Raw genomic sequence first — 18538 nt, forward strand, 5'->3', positions numbered from 1 at the left:
CATGACGTCGTCTCCCGATTCCGGCGCCTCCGCCGGCCCGGACAGCACCCCGGACGCACCCCCCGTCGACGCGCCTCCCGCCGGCCTGGACGACTCGTCCGCACCCGGCCCGGTGCGCGTTCTGGGCACACCGCAGTCGCCGAACGCGACCAGAGTGATGCTGCTCGGCTCCGGGGAACTCGGCAAGGAGGTCACCATCGCGCTGCAGCGCCTCGGGGTCGAGGTGATCGCCGTCGACCGTTATGAGGGCGCGCCCGCGCACCAGGTGGCACATGCCGCCGAGGTGATCGACATGATGGACCCGGTGGCGGTGCGCGCGGTGATCGACGAGCATCGCCCGCGCTACGTGCTTCCGGAGATCGAAGCCATCGCCACCGACGCGCTGGTGGAGGTGGAGCGCGACGGGATCGCCGAGGTGATCCCGAGCGCCAAGGGCGTCGCCGCGACGCTCGACCGCGAGGGTATCCGCCGCCTCGCCGACGAGGAGCTCGGCCTGCCGACTTCGGCATACCTGTTCGCGGACTCCGAGGAGGAGCTGCGCCTGGCGGCGTACCGGGTCGGGTACCCGTGCGTGGTGAAGCCGGTGATGTCGTCGTCGGGCAAAGGCCAGTCGGTGATGCACACCGACGCCGACGTGGCCGAGGCGTGGGCGACGGCCAAGACCGGCGGCCGGGTCGACTCGGGCCGGGTGATCGTCGAGCGCTTCGTCGACTTCGACTACGAGGTGACGCTGCTGACCGTGCGCGCGGTGGACCCGGAGGCCGGGGAACTCGCCACCTACTTCTGCGAGCCGATCGGGCATCGGCAGTCCGGCGGCGACTACGTCGAGAGTTGGCAGCCGCAGCCGATGAGCGAGATCGCCCACGGCACCGCACGGTCCATCGCCGCACGGATCGTCAACGCGCTGGGCGATCCGGCGCGGGGTGCGCGCTTCTCGGGCCGCGGCGTCTTCGGGGTCGAGTTGTTCGTCAAGGGCGACGAGGTGTTCTTCTCCGAGGTGAGCCCGCGGCCGCACGACACCGGGCTGGTCACCCTGGCGACGCAGCGGCTCTCCGAATTCGAGTTGCACGCGCGCGCCGTGCTGGGGCTTCCGGTGAACGTCGATCTCGTCTCGCCGGGCGCCTCCGCGGTGATCTACGGACAGCACGACGAACCCGCGATCCGCTTCGCCGGAGTCGCCGAAGCGCTGGTCGATCCGCGGGTGGACCTGCGGCTGTTCGGCAAGCCGGAGAGCTTCGCCACGCGGCGGATGGGCGTGGCCGTCGCCACCGGGACCGACACCGACGATGCACGACGACGCGCCGCCCGCGCCGCCGGACTGGTGATTCCGCTGGGCGCCGCCGATCCTGCTCCCGCCGATCCCGATCCCACCGGCCCCGGTCCCGCCGTTCCCGATCCCGCCGAAGACGAGGCAGGCCGCTCGCCGGCGGGGTCGTCGAGCGAGGGGCCGTCGAGCGGTGCCGAGTCCGCACCGCTCGCGGACACCGGGGACAAGACGGAGTTCATCGTCGATCAGGTGACGCTCGACGCCCGTGAGGACCCGGTGACCGAGCCGCACGCCGCGGTGCGTCCGCCCGTTCCTCCGCCCGGCGGGCCGGTGCCGGCCGGTGCCCCGCACGGCGCCCACCCTCACGGGCCGGGACCACGGCAGCCGGTGCCCCCCGGGCCGCCGCCCGGACCCGGGCCTATGCCGCGCGGACCGCAGCCGCCGTACGCGCCGCGGGCTCCGCACGGACCGGGCCCCGGCATGCCGCCGCGCGCCCCCGCGGGTCCCTCGGGTCCGGGTGGCCAGCGCCCGTCGGCGCCGCCGCCTCGCTGAGACGCGGATCGACCGGAGGCGGCGATCAGCGCGACGTCGCCCCGATCGGGACTACCAGCGGTCCGCCGGAGACCGGGTCTTGCACCACGACGGACTTGAGTCCGAATGCCTGCTCGAGCAGTTCGGCGTTCAGGATCTCGGTGGGGGCACCCTCGGCGAGAACCGCCCCGTCGGCCATCACCACGATCCAATCGCTGTAACGCGCAGCGAGATTGAGGTCGTGCAGCACCATCACGACGGTCTTGCCGTGCACGTGCTTGAGGTCGTGGACCAGGTCCAGGACCTCCATCGAATGCGCCAGGTCCAGATAGGTGGTGGGCTCATCGAGCAACAGCAGGTCGGTCTCCTGCGCCAGCGTCAGCGCGATCCACACCCGCTGCCGCTGGCCGCCGGACAGCGCGTCGACGGGGCGGTCGGCGAGTTCGGCGGTGTGGGTCAGCTCGAGGGCGCGGTCGACGGCGGCCGAGTCGTCCCGGCTCCACTGCCGGTACCAGGTCTGGTGGGGGTGGCGGCCCCGGGCGACGAGGTCGGAGACCCGGAGCCCCTCCGGGGCGATCGGTTGCTGCGGAAGAAGCCCGAGCGTCCGGGCGACAGTGCGCGGCGCGATCCGGCGGATATCCTGGCCGTCGAGCAGCACGGTGCCGCTCGCGGCGGGCAGCAGTCGGGCCAATGCGCGCAGCATCGTCGACTTGCCGCAGCCGTTGGGGCCGATGATCGTGGTGATCTTGCCGTCGGGGATCGCCAGATCCTGGTGTTCGATGATCAGCCGGCCGTCGTAGCCGGTCGACAGGTCGGTGGCGCTCAAGCGGGTCATGCGGAGGCCTTTCTGGCAGTGCGGATCATGAGGTAGATGAGAAACGGTCCGCCGACGGCCGCGGTGACCACGCCGACCGGCAGCCCGCCGGGCAGCATGGTGCGCACCAGGATGTCCGCGGCCAGCACTCCGGCGGCGCCGACCAGCCCCGCCGTGACGGGCGGCGGCTGCGGGGTGCGCGCCAGACGGAGAGCGATCTGCGGGGCGAGCAGACCGACGAAGGCGATCGGCCCGGCCGCCGACACCGACAGGGACGCCACGATCACCGCGATCAGCAAGGTGCCGCCCATCGCCGGGCCGACCCGCACGCCGAGGCTGCGGGAGGTGTCCGGGCCCAGGCCCAGCGACCGGAGGTCGCGCGCGGCGAACAGTACCCAGCCGATGCCGATCACCGCGGCCGCCGCCGCGGCGGGAACCACCTGCCAGGTGGCGTACGAGACCGATCCGACGATCCAGCGCTGCGCCCGTGCGGCATCCCATTCGCCGGCCCGGGACAGCAGGTACGCGGTCAGCGACTGCAGCATCCACGTGAGGCCGACGCCGATCAGAATCAGCCGCAGGGTGTTCGCCCCGACATCGCTGCCGCGCCGGTAGGCCAGGGTCCACATGACGGCGGCTGCGGCGAGTCCGCCGAGCAACGCGGCGACGGGAATCCCGACCCGGGCGAGGAGGGAACCCCACGTCGCGCCCATCGTGATCGCCAGTGTCGCGCCGGCGCTCGCACCCGCGGTGATTCCCAGCAGGTCCGGCGTGGCCAACGGGTTGCGAGTGATCGACTGTGTCAGCGAGCCGGCCAGGCCCAGCCCGAACCCGACCAGGGCGGCGATCACCGCGCGGGGGAGCGCGTCGTCGAACACCACGACGTTCTCCGCCCGCGTACCGCCGCCGAGCAGGATCCGGGCGACGTCGACCGGCGTGGTGAAGCCGACCGAGATGCTGACCAGGAACAGGAGCACCACCAGGATCGTGACTCCGACTCCGGCCGCGAGCAGGCGCGGGGACAGCACCCACGAGGCGGGCCCGATCTCCAACACCGTGCGCTTCGCGGCGGCGGTGCCGGGGTGTGCGCCGGGCGGTTCGGCGGTGGGTCTGCGGATCATGCGGTGGGCAGCTTTCTGCGGCGGACCATGAGCATCAGCGCCGGACCGCCGACGAAGGCGAGCATGACGCCGGCGGACACCTCGCCGGGACGGGCGACGACGCGACCGAGGACGTCGCAGGCGAGCAGCAGCGCCGCCCCGAACAGCGCCGAGAACGGGACCACCCAGCGATAGTCGGGGCCGGTGACCGCCCGGGCGAGGTGCGGCACCACGAGACCGAGGAAGACGATGGGTCCGCACGCGGCGGTGGCCGCGCCGGCCAGCAGCGTGATGGTCGCGATCCCGGTGAGCCGGATCAGCCGGACCCGGCCGCCGAGCGCGGTGGCCATGTCGTCGCCCAGGCTGAGCAGATTGAGGAACCAGCCGCCCGCCAGCGCGAGGATCAGGCCGACAGCGAGGAACGGGGCCGCCGTCGCCACCACTTCGGTCCCGCGTCCGGACAGCGATCCCACGTTCCAGGCACGCCAGGCGTCCAGGGAGGCGCCGTCGGTCAGCACGATCGCCGAGGTGACCGCCATCAGGAACGCCGACAGGCCGGTGCCCGCCAGCACCAGGGTGATCGGGGTGCCGCCGGACAGATTGGCCACGGCGAACACCGCCACGGAGGCGATTCCCGCGCCGATCAGACCGGCGACGGTGTTGGTGAGCGGGCTGGTACTGCCGAAGACCAGGACGCCGGTCACCACCGCACACGCCGCACCGGCGTTGATGCCGAGCAGGCCGGGATCAGCCAGTGGGTTGCGGGTGTGTCCCTGCGTCAGTGCGCCGGCCGCGCCCAGGGCCAGTCCGGCGAGCAGGCCGAGCACGGCGCGGTCCACGCGGTTGCGGACGAGCTCGACGAGTTGGTCGTCGACCAGATCGGGCCGGAAGAGGGCGTCGAGAACGGTGCCGTACGCGAGATCGTGGATGCCCTGCCCGGACCCGATTGCGACCGAGACCAGTGCCAGGCCGACCAGGGCCGGCAGCAGGATGATCGCCCCGGTGAACTTGCGCACGAAGGGTTACCTTACCGACGTTCGTGCCGGTGATGCGCCAGACCCCACGGGCATGGACCTTCCCATGGACGTCAGGAAACCTGAACAGATCCGTAACGTTTCCTGGGCTACTCACGACAAATGGTGAAGAGAATGGTCACCATGGTGATCGTTCCGAGAATGTGAGACGGGACGCAGCCCACGGTGGGCGCGACGAGCGTCCTCATTGCGATCGCTGGAAACATCAGAAACGAAAGGTAAGACCATGAAGAAGAGCCTGAAGCGCGCCGTGGTCGGCATTTCCGCCGCCGGCCTGCTCGCCGCAGGAACCGTCGCCACCGCCGCCCCCGCTCAGGCCGCCACGCCGGGCAACCTCCAGATTCTGGGTGGCGTGAACTGCGAGTTCAAGCGCTGGGGCCCGAACTGGAACTCCGGCCCGATCTGGCAGATGCACCGATTCCTGGGCGTGTCGAACATCGGCGGGAGCACCATGACGGGCGTGCATGTCGCGGAGTTCGGTGGACCCAACAAGATCATTCCGGCGCTTCCGGCGAACCACCCGTCCAAGAAGGGCGTCAAGCGAGCCACCAAGGCCGGCGAGCTGCTCCCCGGCCAGGTCGTGCTCACGCACACCAATACGTGGCGCGGTTGCTGGCCGGCCTCGATCTCCGGATACACCATCGGTGATCAGGTCGAGGACCCGTTCAACAATGTCGGCTACTGGCAGAACGTGCGTCGCAGCAACCCGTAAAGGTTGAGGCAGCGACGGACTCGAACGATCGAGACGGCGGGCGGGGCGGTGATCCGGGACGGATCACCGCCCCGCCTGTCTTCATCGGGGGTGACAGAAGACCTGATGCGCGCTCGCATTCAGCCCGCGAGTCGTGACAGAGGAAAGAAACAATACAAGGTAGACAAACCGAAAAAGGGGTTCTTCAATGACGAAGAACAGCAGGTCAAGGTCGGCAACGTGCCGGTGGCGACCGGCACCGGCACCGGACCGAACGGGACCCTCAAGCCGGGGCAGAACTACCTGATGGGTGAGGTGATGCCCGGAGGTGGCGGACCGTACGCCATCGTCGGTTACGCCATCGGCAACGAGATCGACAACGTGTTCAACGAGCCGAACTACTCGATCGATTTCGCTCTCGCAGGCCCGGTGGCCGAGCACTTCGCACGCTGATCCGCGGTCACGGTCGACGGTTCGCGCTCCCGCTCGGGGGCCGCGGACCGTTGTCGTGCCGGCGTCCGGCTGCTGTCGCGGGAGCAGGTGGAATCGCCGACGTGAGCGGAAAGCGGCCGCAGGCCCGCGAACCCGAGCACAATGGACTCCCAGGGGGTTCTCGGACTCCCAGGGGGATGTACGCGGGGGTTGGGCAGCGAGCGGAAGAGCCGGGGAAATGAAGACGAGAAAGACGCGGTCCGGGACCGTGCGCGCGGTGGCGCTGGCGGTCGGTCTGGCGGTGCTGGCGGTGCTGGCCGGAGCCGGTCAGGCCGCGGCGGCGCGGCCCGGCGATCTGGCCGTCGAGGCGATGGCCATCTGCGACCGCGGCAAGACCTACCGGATGGTGGCCGTGATGAACGTCGGCGGCACCAAGATCACCGGCGTCCGAGTCGGATCGGTGGGCGGGCCGGAGATCCGGGTGCCGTACATCCGGAAGCCGAACGTCGCGCCGGACACCCCGAACGTGTACGTCAACGGTCTTCCCGTGGTCTCGGCCACCGGAACCGGCCCGGGCGGGACACTGGGTCCGGGACAGCGAGTGATCGTCGGTCACGTCGTGCCCGGCTGCGGACCGTATGCACTGGTCGGTTATGCGATCGGCAATGAGGTGGACGACGTCTTCAGCGCGCCGAACTACGGCATCGATCTCGGCACCGCGCCGCTCCCGGCGATCCCGTCGGACGCCTCGGTCCTCGTCCGCCACTTCGCGGCCGCCGACTGAGCGCGATTCCGGCCTCCGGCGAGTGGCTGCCGTCGCTGGTCGAGCACGGCCCGCGCTGGTCGAGCGGTGCCCCTTTCGCTGGTCGAGCGGAGTCGAGACCGGAAAAGACGACGGCCCGCCGCCCTCTAAAGCGAGGGAAGCGGGCCGTCGTGGGGCTCGACTAAACCTTGTCCGGCTCGGACGCGGCGAGCATCTCGTGGCGCTCGACCACCTTCTTGCGCGCGCGGCCCTCGGCAGCGCCCAGGCCGCGCTCGTACTCGTCCAGGCGGTACCAGCCGTCCCAGGTGGTGTAGGGGATCTTGCGCTCGGTGAGCAGCGTGATGATCGCCTCTTCGCTGGGGTCGGCGGGCGCATTGAGGGCGCCGTTGACCATGTCCTCGACCAGGCATTCGACCGTCTCGTTGGCATCGCCCTTGGTGTGGCCGATGAGGCCGACCGGACCGCGTTTGATCCAGCCGGTGGTGTAGAGACCGGTGACGTGCGCGCCCTCGTCGAACACGCGCCCCGCCTCGTTCGGGATCACGCCGGCCTGCGAATCGAACGGGATCTCCGGCAGGTTGTCCGAGAGGTAGCCGACGGCGCGATACACGGCGCCGAGTTCCCAATCGGTGGTGCGGCCGGTGCCCTTCACGTTGCCGGTGCCGTCGAGCTCGGTGCGCTCGGTACGCAGCCCGACCACCTTGCCGTCCTCGCCGAGGATCTCCACCGGCGACTCGAAGAAGTGCAGGAACAGCTTGTGGATCGCACCCTGCTTCGGCTCGTGGATGGCGTAGTTCTCGATGATCGTGGCGACCTGGTCGGTGATCTTGGAGGTGCGGCGGGCGACGGCCGATCCCTCGTCGTACTCGATGTCCTCGGGGTTCACCACCACCTCGATGTTCGGGGAGTGGTCGAGCTCCTTGAGCTCGAGCGGGGTGAACTTGGCCTGGGCCGGGCCGCGGCGGCCGAAGACGTGCACCTCGACGGCCTTATTGGCCTTGAGCCCCTGGTAGACGTTGTCCGGGATCTCCGTCGGCAGCAGCTCGTCGCCGGTCTTGGCGAGCACGCGGGCCACGTCGAGGGCGACGTTGCCGACGCCGATCACGGCGACCTTCTCGGCTTCCAGCGGCCACTCGCGGGGGAAGTCCGGGTGGCCGTCGTACCACGCGACGAACTCGGCGGCGCCGTAGCTGCCGTCCAGGTCGACTCCCGGGATCTGCAGGGCGCGGTCGTCGGTGGCGCCGGTGGAGAAGACCACGGCGTCGTAGTGCTTCTTCAGGTCGGCCAGCGTGATGTCGGTGCCGTAGTCGATGTTGCCGAGCAGCCGGACCTGCGGCTTGTCGAGGACCTTGTGCAGGGCGGTGATGATGCCCTTGATTCGCGGGTGATCGGGGGCGACGCCGTAACGGATCAGTCCGAACGGCGCGGGCATGCGCTCGTACAGGTCGATGCTCACGCCGCGTTCGGCAGCGGTCTCCGACTTCATCAGGGCGTCGGCGCAGTAGATCCCGGCGGGACCCGCGCCGATGATCGCTACGCGCAGCGGGCGGCTGTTCTCACTCATTGGAAGTCGCTTCCTCAGCTGGATTTTGCGTGTTTCGTCATCCAAGGTATGCGCTGGTGAGCCGCGGCCCAAAATCGCCAACTGAGGCTCCCCTCACTCACGGCGGTTCTGCGGAAAACTCTTGACTCGGTCGTGCGGATCTGGCAGGTACGACGATGCACGTCCCGCGACCGCAGGCGTGGAGTCGGCGGCGAGGTCGATAGGATGGCGCATCATGAGTGATCAGCAGCGTGCGGACTACCCGGACGACCCCGAGTACCCGAAGCGCGACCCGGACGGCTACCCGGAGAAGTTCGCGGAGGAATTCGGCGACGACGATCCCGGTGGCAGCAGGTGGCCGTTTCTGATCGCGGCGGGCGTGGTGGCCGTGCTGGTCGCCGTCGTGCTGTTGATCGCCCTGGTCAACCCGCCGGAGGACCGCCTCAGCGACTCGGCGCAGGTCCAGCACGTCGTCAACGATGCGTTCACCGCACGCAACTCGCTGAACTACGACCAGTACCGCACTTCGTTCTGCGAGCGTGAGCAGCAGACCGCGGGCTTCCCGTCGCAGGCGGAGTTCACCGACGAGAATCGGGCCGCGCGCGACGAGCACGGACCGATCGTGATTCCGAACATGGACGTGGAGGTGCAGGGCGACACCGCTCGGGTCGTCGTGCACTGGCATCGGGAGGACACCGAGGACCGCAAGGAGTCCACCGAACTGACGGTGGTCAAGCAGGGCGACGAGTGGAAGGTGTGCAACCCGTGAGCTACGCCGGAGACCTGACCCCGCGGGAGGCCTGGGCGGTCTTGAGCGAGGATCCCGATGCCGTCCTGGTCGACTGCCGGACCAGCGCCGAGTGGAACTTCGTCGGCGTGCCCGAGGTGTCGTCGTTGGGCAAGCGCACGATCTACGTCGAGTGGCTGAGCTTCCCCGGTGGGGACGTGAACCCGACGTTCGTGCCCCAGCTGCGGGCAGCTGGAATCGACGACGAGGCGCAGGTCCTCTTCCTGTGCCGCTCGGGTCAGCGTTCGATCGCCGCGGCGGAGGCCGCCACGGCGGCGGGCATCGCGAAGGCGTACAACATTCTTGACGGATTCGAAGGCGGGCTCGACGCCCAGGGCCACCGCGGATCCACCGGCTGGCGCGCTGAGGGTCTGCCGTGGAGGCAAGCGTAGAAGGAGCACTCATGAGCCGTGACCTGCCCGAATGGGTGTCGCCGGAGACCGTCGCGGTCCGTGGCGGTCTGCTGCGGTCCGGATTCTTCGAGACCTCCGAGGCGCTGTACCTGAACAGCGGATACGTCTACGACTCGGCTGAGGCCGCCGAGCGTGCGTTCACCGGCGAGGACGAGCGCTTCGTCTACACCCGCTACGGCAACCCGACGGTGGAGATGTTCACCGAGCGGCTGCGGCGGATCGAGGGCACCGAGGCGGCCTTCGCCACGGCCAGCGGCATGGCCGCGGTGTTCGTGGCGCTCGGCGCGCTGTGCAAGAGCGGGAGCCGGCTGGTCGCGGCCCGCAGTCTGTTCGGGTCGTGCTTCGTGATCTGCAACGAGATCCTTCCGTCGTGGGGCGTCGAGGTGGTGTTCGTCGACGGCGAAGACCTGTCGCAGTGGGAGCAGGCCCTCTCGGTGCCGACCACCGCGGTGTTCTTCGAGACGCCGTCCAACCCGATGCAGACGCTCGTCGACGTGCGCGCGGTCGCCGATCTGGCGCACGCCGCCGGCGCGCAGGTGGTACTCGACAACGTCTTCGCGACCCCGCTGCTGCAACGAGGGCTGGATCTGGGCGCAGACGTGGTCGTGTACTCGGGTACCAAACACATCGACGGGCAGGGCCGGGTGATGGGCGGTGCCGTGATGGGCACGCAGGAGTACATCTCCGGTCCGGTCCGCGAGCTGATGCGGCACACGGGACCGGCACTGAGTCCGTTCAACGCCTGGGTGATGCTCAAGGGCCTGGAGACGCTGAAGCTGCGCCTGGATCAGTCGGTGGCGAGTGCCCTGAAGATCGCCCAGTTCCTCGACGCCGACCCGCGGGTGGCGCGCACGCTGTACCCGTTCCTGCCCTCCCACCCGCAGTACGAGCTGGCGCGCGCGCAGATGTCCGGCGGCGGCACGGTGGTCACCTTCGAACTCGGGGAACAACCCGGCCTCGCCGGGAAGCAGCGCGCGTTCGAGGTGCTCAACGCTCTGCAGGTGGTCGACATCTCCAACAACCTGGGCGACGCCAAGAGCCTGATCACCCACCCGGCCACCACCACCCACCGCGCGATGGGCCCGGACGGGCGGGCCGCGATCGGGCTCACCGATTCGATGGTGCGGCTCTCGGTCGGCCTGGAGAACACCGACGACCTGATCCGCGACCTCGATCAGGCGCTCGGCTGACCGTCCTCGGGTGACCGTACTGTGGCGTAGGATTTCGGGGTTCTCCCGCCGCAACGTGCTCGAACGGCTCCGACCTGCTGCGATGTCGGACCGGGATCGGAGCCTCGCCGATCTACGTCACAGTAGGGACACGACTTCGCGGGAGCGGCTTCGCGGGGACCGCCTCGCTGGCCCGGCTTCGACTGTTTCGCTGGCCGAGCTGTGTTGGCCCGGCTTCGACTGTTTCGCCGGTTGAGCCGGTGAGGAGCGAGGCGACGAGGCGTGTCGAAACCACCATCCGACGCCGTCAGTCGCCGATCCCGAGGGCGCGGAGCACAGTCCGGAACTTGGCGTCGGTCTCGGCCACTTCGGCGTCGGGATCAGAGCCGGCAACGATGCCGCCGCCCGCCCAGGTGCGTACCGAACGGCGATCGGCCTGCAGTTCCAGGCAGCGGATGGCGACCAGCCACTCGCCGTCGCCGCGAGCGTCGCACCAGCCCACCGCGCCGCCGTAGAACTCCCGGGGGCCCTCGATCGCGGTGATCGCCGCGGCCGCCGCATTCCGTGGCGTCCCGCAGACGGCGGGTGTCGGCGAAAGCAGTGTCGCCAGGTCCAGAGCGGTGATCGACTCGTCCGCGAGCACCCCGCGGATCGGGGTCGCCAGATGCCACATCTCGCCGGTGGAAGTGAGGGCGGGCCGCCCGGGCACGTCGAGCTCGGTGCACAGCGGCGTCAGGCCGGCGCGCAGGTCGTCGACCACGAACGCGTGCTCGGTTAGGTCCTTCGCCGAATCGAGCAGCCCCTGCGAGGCCGCCCGATCGGCGACGGGATCCCGGTGCCGCGGAGCCGATCCCGCGAACGGATGGCAGGTGACGATGCGGCCGCTGCGTCGCACCAGCAGCTCCGGGCTCGCCCCGATCAGCCAACGGTCGTCCGGTGCCGGCGCCGCGAACACCGCGGCCGTCCCGGCTCCGTACGCGAACCGTGCGGCGAGCCGATCGGCGTCGACGGGCTCGCCGAAGGTCAGCTCCATGGTGCGGGCCAGAACCACCTTCTCGAGGTCGCCGTCGGCGATCAGCCGCAGGGCCCGGGCGACCCGCTCCCGATGCGTGCCGGAAGGGGTGACGGTGCAGGTCAGCGGTTCGGTCGGTGCCGGATCCCGACCCGGGACGGTCTGGTCGGTGAGGGACCAGTGCTGCGGAGCGAGCAGCGCGGCAGGGGCTGCGGTGTCGAAGGCGAGCAGTCCGGCGACGACGGGGGCACCCGCCCCGAGTCCTTCGCGTGCCGCGGCGACCGACCGATACCGGGCGGCGACACCGGTGCCGCGCACCGTGGTCGACGGCCGGGAGAGCAGGAAACTAGTCTCTCCGGTCACCCTCATGGAGGCGATGGTATCTGAGGCCCGACGGTTAAACCCGGCGTGATTTTATCGCTCGCGCCGGGGCGGGCGATCGGGCATATTCGTCGGCAGGTCACGAGTGCCAGCGACAAGCCCCGGCTAGCTGGTCGGCAACCCTCCTTCGCGGCGGGGTGCTCCGGGTGACGACCTGGCCGCCGGCCGACCGGCCCGCGGCAAGCGCGAATTCTCGAGGAGCATCGCCATGACCGCTGTCTTGGACACCCCTGTCACCACCACCGATCTCGGAACGCCCGTACTCGACGACGGCCGCTGCCCGGGGGTCACCTCCCTGGCCCCGGTCGTCGGGGGATCGCAGACCGTGCCGGTCTCGGGCGGAGGCGAGGTCCGGTACGCCAACTTCGACTACGCCGCGAGCGCGCCGGCGCTGACCGAGGTGGCCGAGGCCTTCACCGCGGCGCTCGGCCAGTACGCGAGTGTCCACCGCGGTGCCGGACAGCTGTCCCAGATCACGACGGCCCGCTACGAGCAGGCCCGCGAGCGCGTCCGCGAGTTCGTGGGCGGTCGCGCCGACGACACCGTCGTGTTCACCCGGAACACCACCGACTCGCTCAATCTGGCCGCGCACATCCTGCCCGCCGGGGGCGACGTGGTGGTGCTCGACATCGAGCACCATGCGAATCTGCTCCCGTGGCAGCGCACCGGGCGGGCGCGGGTCGTCGTCGCACAGCCGACGTTCACCGAGACGCTGCAGGCCCTCGAGGCCGAACTGACTGCGAAACCTGCTGCGCTGCTGGCGATCACCGGGGCATCGAACGTGACCGGCGAGGTGCTGCCGATCCGTACGCTCACCGCGCTGGCACACCGGCACGGCGCCCGGATCCTGATCGACGCCGCGCAACTGGTCGCCCACCGTCCGGTCGCGCTGGCCAGTCACGGCGTCGACTACGTGGTGTTCTCCGGGCACAAGGTCTATGCGCCGTTCGGCGCGGGCGTGCTGGTCGGCCGCAGCGACTGGCTCGACGCCGCCGAGCCGTACCTCGCCGGCGGCGGAGCCACGCACAACGTCGACCTGACCGAGACCACCTGGCACACCGGCGCCGCTCGCCACGAGGCCGGCAGTCCGAATGTGCTGGGGGCGGTCGCGATCGCCGCGGCCGCCGACGCCATCGGCAACCTGGGCTACGAGCTGATCGGCTATCACGAGCGGGACCTGCTGACCCGGCTGGATGCGGGCCTGGCGAAGCTCGACGGCGTCACACCGCTGCGCATCTTCGACGACGTCGCCGATCGCGTCGGCATCGCCGGATTCGCCGTCGCGGGCCGCACCGCCCGTGAGGTAGCCGAGTACCTGAGCGAGCGCCACGGCATCGGCGTGCGCGACGGCAAGTTCTGCGCTCATCCGCTGGTCCGGCGCCTCGGTTACCCGGACGGTGCGGTGCGGGCGAGCTTCGGCCTCGGCACGAGTTCCGACGACGTCGACCGCCTGATCGCGGCGCTGTCGGAGCTGGTCGGCTGAGCCTGGCGGCGTTTCGACACCGGCCGAGCCCTAGCGGGCTCGGCCGGGCTCAACGAGCGGAAGCTAGTTCCCGTAGCGGGCCACCGCTGCCTCGGCCACCTTCAGCGCTTCGTCTTTGCCGACCCAGCCGCCGGGGGTGACCTCCTTGCCCGGCTCCAGGTCCTTGTAGCGCTCGAAGAAGTGCGAGATGGCCTTGAGCTCGAACTCGTTGACATCGGAGATGTCCTGGATGTGGTCCCAGCGAGGGTCGCCGGCGGGCACGGTGAGCAGCTTGTCGTCGCCGCCGGCCTCATCGGTCATGGTGTACATGCCGACGATGCGCGCCTTGACGATCACACCCGGGTAGACCGACTCGGGCAGCAGGACCATCGCGTCCAGCGGGTCGCCGTCCTCGCCCAGGGTGTGGTCGATGTAGCCGTAGTCGGCGGGGTAACCCATCGACGTGTAGAGGTAGCGGTCCAGGTAGACCTTGCCGGACTCGTGGTCCACCTCGTACTTGTTGCGGGCTCCCTTGGGGATTTCGACGGTGACCTCGAACTCCATACGTTCGTCTCCTCTGGTCTTGGCGCGGGTGTCTCGGGGCTCAACGATACTGTGGTGAGGGTTCGCGCAGAGCGCGCAGGCCGAACTTGTGAGCGCGGCACAATCCGAGATCCGAAGGGAAGCACGTGGGAGCGACGACGAAGCCCGGGCGGAGCCGTCGGCGCGGGTTGCTGGCCACCGCGTTGATCCTGGTGCTGGTCGCGGCGCTCGCGTTGGGCGGTGTCCTCGGCTACAACTGGTACTCCCTGAAGCCGGAGCCGGTGCCCGTGGGCACTCCGCCGCGGCCGGCGGCGGTGACTGTGGACCCGAGCATTCGCCCGGTGTCTCCGGATGCGCCGATGCCGACCAAGGCCGGGATCGCGGCTGCGCTGCGGGAGGGTCTGCGGAACCGTGACCTGGGGAAGCTGACGGGAATGGTCTCCGATCCGGTCACCGGTGAGGTGCTGTGGTCCAAGGACCCCGACGATCCGCGCACCCCGGCGTCGAATGCGAAGATCCTGACCGCCGCGGCGGTGCTGGAGCAGCTCGATCACGGCTCCCGGCTGACCACCGAAGTGGTGCAGGGCGACGACGGTCAGGTGATCCTGGTCGGGGCGCTCGACCCCACGCTTTCGGTGCAGGACCCGGGCAGCGACACGTTCTACACCGATGCGCCCCGCATCTCCGACCTCGCCGAGCAGATCCGCAAATCGGGAGTCGAGGTGACGTCGGTGGCCGTGGCTCCCAGTTCCGTCGAGGGACCCGCGATGGAGCGCACCTGGTCCGAGGAGGACATCGAGGGCGGCGACATCGCGCCGATCACGTCGCTCATGGTCGACGGCGCCCGGCAGCGGCCGCTGGAGGAGTACTCGCCGCGGTCCGCGGAGCCGGACGTCGACGCCGGCCGGGCGCTCGCCGAGCAGCTGGGCGTGAGTACGCGGGTGACGCAGGCGCAGCCGAGGCCGTCGGCACGCACACTCGCTTCGGTCGAATCGGCGCCGCTGTCCACGCGGGTCGGCGACATGATGCGCTTGAGCGACAACATCCTGGCGGAGACGCTGGCGATCGAGCTGTCCGAGGCGATGGGCGGTCCGGCGAGCATCGCCGGCGGAACGGAAGCGATCGTGAAGGTCCTGCGCGACAAGGGGTTCGACGTCAGCGGTGTGGTCCTTCGGGATGCGTCGGGACTCTCGACCGCGAACAAGGTGCCTGCGCGGTTGCTCGACCGGCTGGTCTCCGCGGCGGCCGGCGACGCTCATCCGAAGCTGCGGCCGCTGCTGGACACGTTCCCGGTCGCGGCCGGCACGGGCACCCTCGCCACCCGCTTCCCACCCGGGAACCCGGGTGCGGGCTGGGTACGCGCCAAGACCGGGACGCTCACCGGGGTGAGCTCGTTGACCGGGATCGTCCAGACGGTCGACGGCCGGGTGCTGGCGTTCGCGCTGATGTCCGGCGGCACGTCGCCCGCCGACGCCCGTCCGGCTCTGGACGATCTGGTCGGTGCGCTGCGTGAGTGCGGTTGCCGCGGGTGACCGTACTCTGGCCTACAGGGACCAGCGGCCGGCTCCGGCCGCGCCGTGAGCGCGGGGCGCGGGGCCGGGGACCGTCGGCCTGCCCGAGCAGAGGGGAGCAGACCCGGTGACCACCGGCCAGACGCACGACGACCGAACCGAGCATGACGAGCAGACCACGCCGCTTGCGAAGATCGACTGGGATCTGGCGTCCTCCCTCGGCCGCCGAATCGCGCGGCCCGGGCCGCGGGTCACCCGGTACACGATGGAGCAGGCGCATGCCGAGCTGGCCGAGGCCGCGGTGCGCGCCGAGGGGCCGGTGCGCGAGGTGACGATGCTCGCCGACGGGCTGCGCGTCCCCACCGCCCGGGTGCTGGACCGGTCCGGCTGGATCGAGGCGGCGTCGTCGTCGATGCCCGCGATGCTCGGGGAGTCCGTCGACGGCGGCGGACGGGGGATCAGCGGCAAGCTGGCTGGTGCCCAGGCGGCCGGCCTTCTCGCTTTTCTGTCCAGTGCGATCCTCGGCCAGTACGACCCCTTCTCACCGGATCCGGACAACGGTGAGCCGGGCGTGCTGATGCTGGTGGCGCCGAACATCATCGGCGTCGAGCGGCAGTTGCGGGTGGTGCCGTCGGACTTCCGGTACTGGGTCTGCCTTCACGAGGTGACCCACCGGGTCCAGTTCTCGGCCAATCCCTGGCTGGCCGGCTACATGCGCGACAACGTGGGGCTGCTGACCGGCGAGTCGGGGGAGTCGGTGGCCGAGATGGTGGGCCGGATCTCGGAGACGCTGCGCAGCGGGCGCAAACGCGAACAGGGTGTGCTCGGACTTATGCAGCTGATTCAGACTCCGGAGCAGGCGGATGCCTTTGAGCGGGTGATGGTGCTCGGCACGCTGCTGGAGGGGCACGCCGATCACGTGATGGATGCGGTCGGGCCGGCGCACGTGCCGACGGTGGAGAAGATTCGCGCGGCATTCGATGCGCGACGATCCCGCCCGCAGAACCCGGTTCAGCGCCTGATCAGGGCGCTCATCGGGATGGATGCCAAACTGGCGCAGTACGTGCGGGGCAAGGCCTTCGTCGATGCCGTGGTCGACCGGGTCGGCATGGCCGACTTCAACACGGTCTGGACCTCACCGGAGACCATGCCCACCATGGCCGAGATCGGCGAGCCGGATCGGTGGATCGCGCGGGTGCTCGAGGGCGCGTGAAGTCCTCCGCGCAGCAGGCGCTGATCGGCGCGGTGCGCGGCTTCGCGCAGCGTCACCTGTCCCCGCGGGCCGTTTCGTCCCTTGAGCCCGGATCGTCCCTTGAGCCTCGTCGAAAGCCCTTAGAGTCCGGATCGCCCCTTGAGCATCGTCGAAAGGCAGTCTGCGTCGCCCTGTCCGGCGGCGCCGACTCGCTGGCGCTGACGGCCGCGGCGGTGCGTGCGGGACTGGCGGTGACCGCGCTCGTCGTCGATCACGGATTGCAGGAGGGTTCGGCGGCGGTCGCCGCGGCCGCCGCGGAGTGTGCTCGCGGGCTGGGAGCCCGAGCGCAGGTTCTGACCGTCGAGGTGGACGGTCCCGGGGGACTCGAGGCGGCGGCCCGGGCGGCCCGGTACGCCGCGCTCGATTCTGCTCGGGACGGGCGACCGGTGCTGCTCGGTCACACGCTCGACGACCAGGCCGAGACGGTGCTGCTGGGACTGGGGCGGGGATCGGGGGCGCGGTCGCTCGCCGGAATGGCGGCCTGGAGCGATCCGTGGGGTCGTCCGCTGCTCGGCATCCGGCGGGCTCAGACCCACCGGGCCTGCGCGGACTGGGGGCTGTCGGTGTGGGACGACCCGCACAACAGCGACCCGCGTTTCACCCGTGTCCGGCTCCGACACGAGGTGCTGCCGCTGCTCGACGACGTGCTGGGGGGCGGCGTGCCCGAGGCGCTCGGGCGGACCGCGGACCAGCTGCGCGCGGACGCCGAAGCGCTGGAGTCGTTCGCTGCGGAACTGCTCGCACGGGCTCGCACCGCCGGCGGGATCTCGGTCCGCGAGCTGGCGGGGGCGCCGACGGCGGTGCGGACACGGGCCCTGCGCTCTTGGCTCACCGAGTCCGGGGCCGTCGAACCGTCGGCGCGGCTGGTGGCGCAGATCGATGCGCTCGTCAGCGACTGGCGCGGTCAGGGTCCGGTCGCGATCGGCGGAGACGACGCAGCCCGCCTCGTCGTGACGAGGCGGGCTGCGATGCTGACAGTCCGCCGCGACCCACGCTGACCACGGCGTCAGCGGGTCGGGTTCAGCAGTACTGGCGCTTGAACGGGCTGTTGATGGTCCGGAAGTAGCGGTCGAAGGCGCCGTTGGCCGCGGCGCCGCCGAGGCCGATGCCCGCTCCGATGAGGGCCCCGAGCGGCGCTCCGACGGCCACTCCGGGACCGGTCACGAGGGTCAGCACGGCTCCCACCGCGACGCCGATGAGCCCGCCGATGGTGGCGGCGATGCCGAGTTCGGTACCCAGCTTCTGCAACGCCTCCTGGTCCCGCTGGGCACGGGTCTGCGGACCGCACACGATCTCGCCGGGCTTGCGCTTGCGGGCCTCGGTCCGGGCGACCTTGGACGGAGTCAAAGTGGCGGTGGCGCCGTTCACCGTCGCCGCGACGTCATGCTCGGCGCCGTCCGGGGCCACGAAGGTGAGGTTGTACTTGTCGACGACCCGGCCGGCCTTGCTCCGGACGACGAGATAGCCGTCCTCGATGTCGACGCTCCCGTTCGCGATCGTGACGACGACGTGGTCCGCGTTGCGCTGGACGGTGCCGCGCACGTCGCCCGACGGTGGGGCGGCCGCGACCTCGGCGGTCGCCAGGGACAGGGTCACGGCGACGGCGAGCAGGGCTCCGAGCAGGCTTCGGATCAGCGATTTCCGTGGCAATGCGGGAATATGCGGCATCGGTGTCTTCCTTGGGTCGAATATGAATATCGATGGACGGGTGGCGATGATGTCGAGATCGTCTCGATTGTGCGTCAGAAGACACATTAGAGGACCGTGACCAGTTTCGATACCCTACTCAGCGGTAGAGGGAGAACTTCCGGTAACTGTCCAGTAATGCGTGTC

General features: G+C 70.3%; 18 protein-coding genes and 1 riboswitch. Of the genes, 11 read left to right on the forward strand and 7 right to left on the reverse strand.

The window, feature by feature from the left end; genetic code table 11:
• The first annotated feature begins 1 nt into the window (after position 1).
• Complete coding sequence (purT, locus tag C6V83_RS03580; RefSeq protein ID WP_105941237.1) at positions 2-1819, forward strand: formate-dependent phosphoribosylglycinamide formyltransferase; 1818 nt, start codon at positions 2-4, stop codon at positions 1817-1819.
• Positions 1820-1844: 25 nt separating this feature from the next.
• On the opposite strand, the gene C6V83_RS03585 is transcribed toward purT, so the two are convergent.
• From C6V83_RS03585 to C6V83_RS03595, 3 genes are read right to left on the reverse strand one after another with little or no spacing between them, the layout of a single operon-like run.
• Positions 1845-2633, reverse strand: coding sequence for an ABC transporter ATP-binding protein (locus tag C6V83_RS03585; protein ID WP_105941238.1), 789 nt, complete (start codon positions 2631-2633; stop codon positions 1845-1847).
• Positions 2630-3733 carry a FecCD family ABC transporter permease gene (locus C6V83_RS03590; RefSeq protein WP_105941239.1) on the reverse strand — a complete coding sequence of 368 codons (1104 nt, stop codon included), beginning with the start codon at positions 3731-3733 and terminating at the stop codon, positions 2630-2632. The genes C6V83_RS03585 and C6V83_RS03590 overlap by 4 nt, the downstream gene beginning before the upstream one ends.
• A complete protein-coding gene (locus C6V83_RS03595) occupies positions 3730-4728 on the reverse strand; it encodes a FecCD family ABC transporter permease (protein WP_105941240.1) in 999 nt (332 codons plus the stop codon). Before C6V83_RS03595 ends, C6V83_RS03590 begins: the two co-directional genes overlap by 4 nt.
• A gap of 244 nt (positions 4729-4972) precedes the next feature.
• Between C6V83_RS03595 and C6V83_RS03600 the strand changes: the two genes are divergently transcribed.
• From C6V83_RS03600 to C6V83_RS03610, 3 genes are all read left to right on the forward strand, one after another.
• Positions 4973-5458, forward strand: a complete 486-nt coding sequence (locus C6V83_RS03600) for a hypothetical protein (protein WP_105941241.1) — start codon at positions 4973-4975, stop codon at positions 5456-5458.
• Between the two features lie 90 nt (positions 5459-5548).
• The gene (locus C6V83_RS03605) at positions 5549-5890 is read left to right on the forward strand and encodes a hypothetical protein (protein WP_105941242.1); all 342 of its coding nucleotides are present in this window, start codon (positions 5549-5551) and stop codon (positions 5888-5890) included.
• Between the two features lie 217 nt (positions 5891-6107).
• Positions 6108-6653 (forward strand): hypothetical protein, encoded by a 546-nt coding sequence (locus tag C6V83_RS03610; RefSeq protein ID WP_105941243.1) that lies wholly within the window; start codon positions 6108-6110, stop codon positions 6651-6653.
• A gap of 160 nt (positions 6654-6813) precedes the next feature.
• Here the strand turns inward: C6V83_RS03610 and C6V83_RS03615 are convergent, their stop codons facing one another.
• Positions 6814-8196: an FAD-dependent oxidoreductase gene (locus C6V83_RS03615; RefSeq protein WP_105941244.1), complete on the reverse strand. Its 1383-nt coding sequence runs from the start codon at positions 8194-8196 to the stop codon at positions 6814-6816.
• 214 nt (positions 8197-8410) lie between these two features.
• On the opposite strand from C6V83_RS03615, the gene C6V83_RS03620 reads away from it, so the two are divergent.
• The 3 genes from C6V83_RS03620 to C6V83_RS03630 are packed head-to-tail and all read left to right on the forward strand — an operon-like array spanning position 8411 to position 10565.
• Positions 8411-8944, forward strand: coding sequence for an Rv0361 family membrane protein (locus C6V83_RS03620; RefSeq protein WP_105941245.1), 534 nt, complete (start codon positions 8411-8413; stop codon positions 8942-8944).
• A complete protein-coding gene (locus C6V83_RS03625) occupies positions 8941-9354 on the forward strand; it encodes a rhodanese-like domain-containing protein (protein ID WP_105941246.1) in 414 nt (137 codons plus the stop codon). The genes C6V83_RS03620 and C6V83_RS03625 overlap by 4 nt, the downstream gene beginning before the upstream one ends.
• Before the next feature lie 11 nt (positions 9355-9365).
• Positions 9366-10565: an O-succinylhomoserine sulfhydrylase gene (locus C6V83_RS03630; protein ID WP_105941247.1), complete on the forward strand. Its 1200-nt coding sequence runs from the start codon at positions 9366-9368 to the stop codon at positions 10563-10565.
• Positions 10566-10851: 286 nt separating this feature from the next.
• Here C6V83_RS03630 and C6V83_RS03635 read toward each other — a convergent pair whose 3' ends face one another.
• A complete protein-coding gene (locus C6V83_RS03635; protein ID WP_105941248.1) occupies positions 10852-11925 on the reverse strand; it encodes an isochorismate synthase in 1074 nt (357 codons plus the stop codon).
• 89 nt (positions 11926-12014) lie between these two features.
• Positions 12015-12129, forward strand: a riboswitch (SAM riboswitch).
• Positions 12130-12145: 16 nt separating this feature from the next.
• Here C6V83_RS03635 and C6V83_RS03640 point away from each other — a divergent pair.
• Positions 12146-13420: an aminotransferase class V-fold PLP-dependent enzyme gene (locus C6V83_RS03640; RefSeq protein WP_105941249.1), complete on the forward strand. Its 1275-nt coding sequence runs from the start codon at positions 12146-12148 to the stop codon at positions 13418-13420.
• A gap of 63 nt (positions 13421-13483) precedes the next feature.
• Here the strand turns inward: C6V83_RS03640 and C6V83_RS03645 are convergent, their stop codons facing one another.
• Positions 13484-13963: an inorganic diphosphatase gene (locus C6V83_RS03645; RefSeq protein WP_105941250.1), complete on the reverse strand. Its 480-nt coding sequence runs from the start codon at positions 13961-13963 to the stop codon at positions 13484-13486.
• A 125-nt stretch (positions 13964-14088) separates the two neighbouring features.
• On the opposite strand from C6V83_RS03645, the gene dacB reads away from it, so the two are divergent.
• The 3 genes from dacB (at position 14089) to tilS (ending at position 17703) form a co-directional block, all read left to right on the forward strand.
• Positions 14089-15474 carry a D-alanyl-D-alanine carboxypeptidase/D-alanyl-D-alanine endopeptidase gene (dacB, locus tag C6V83_RS03650; protein WP_234353845.1) on the forward strand — a complete coding sequence of 462 codons (1386 nt, stop codon included), beginning with the start codon at positions 14089-14091 and terminating at the stop codon, positions 15472-15474.
• A 106-nt stretch (positions 15475-15580) separates the two neighbouring features.
• The gene (locus C6V83_RS03655; protein WP_105941252.1) at positions 15581-16666 is read left to right on the forward strand and encodes a zinc-dependent metalloprotease; all 1086 of its coding nucleotides are present in this window, start codon (positions 15581-15583) and stop codon (positions 16664-16666) included.
• Complete coding sequence (tilS, locus tag C6V83_RS03660) at positions 16663-17703, forward strand: tRNA lysidine(34) synthetase TilS (protein WP_234353846.1); 1041 nt, start codon at positions 16663-16665, stop codon at positions 17701-17703. The genes C6V83_RS03655 and tilS overlap by 4 nt, the downstream gene beginning before the upstream one ends.
• 22 nt (positions 17704-17725) lie before the next feature.
• Here the strand turns inward: tilS and C6V83_RS03665 are convergent, their stop codons facing one another.
• Positions 17726-18373: a hypothetical protein gene (locus C6V83_RS03665; RefSeq protein WP_159067432.1), complete on the reverse strand. Its 648-nt coding sequence runs from the start codon at positions 18371-18373 to the stop codon at positions 17726-17728.
• Positions 18374-18538: the final 165 nt, after the last annotated feature.

Origin of the sequence: Gordonia iterans (assembly GCF_002993285.1) — a bacterium.
Classification (GTDB): Bacteria; Actinomycetota; Actinomycetes; order Mycobacteriales; family Mycobacteriaceae; genus Gordonia; species Gordonia iterans.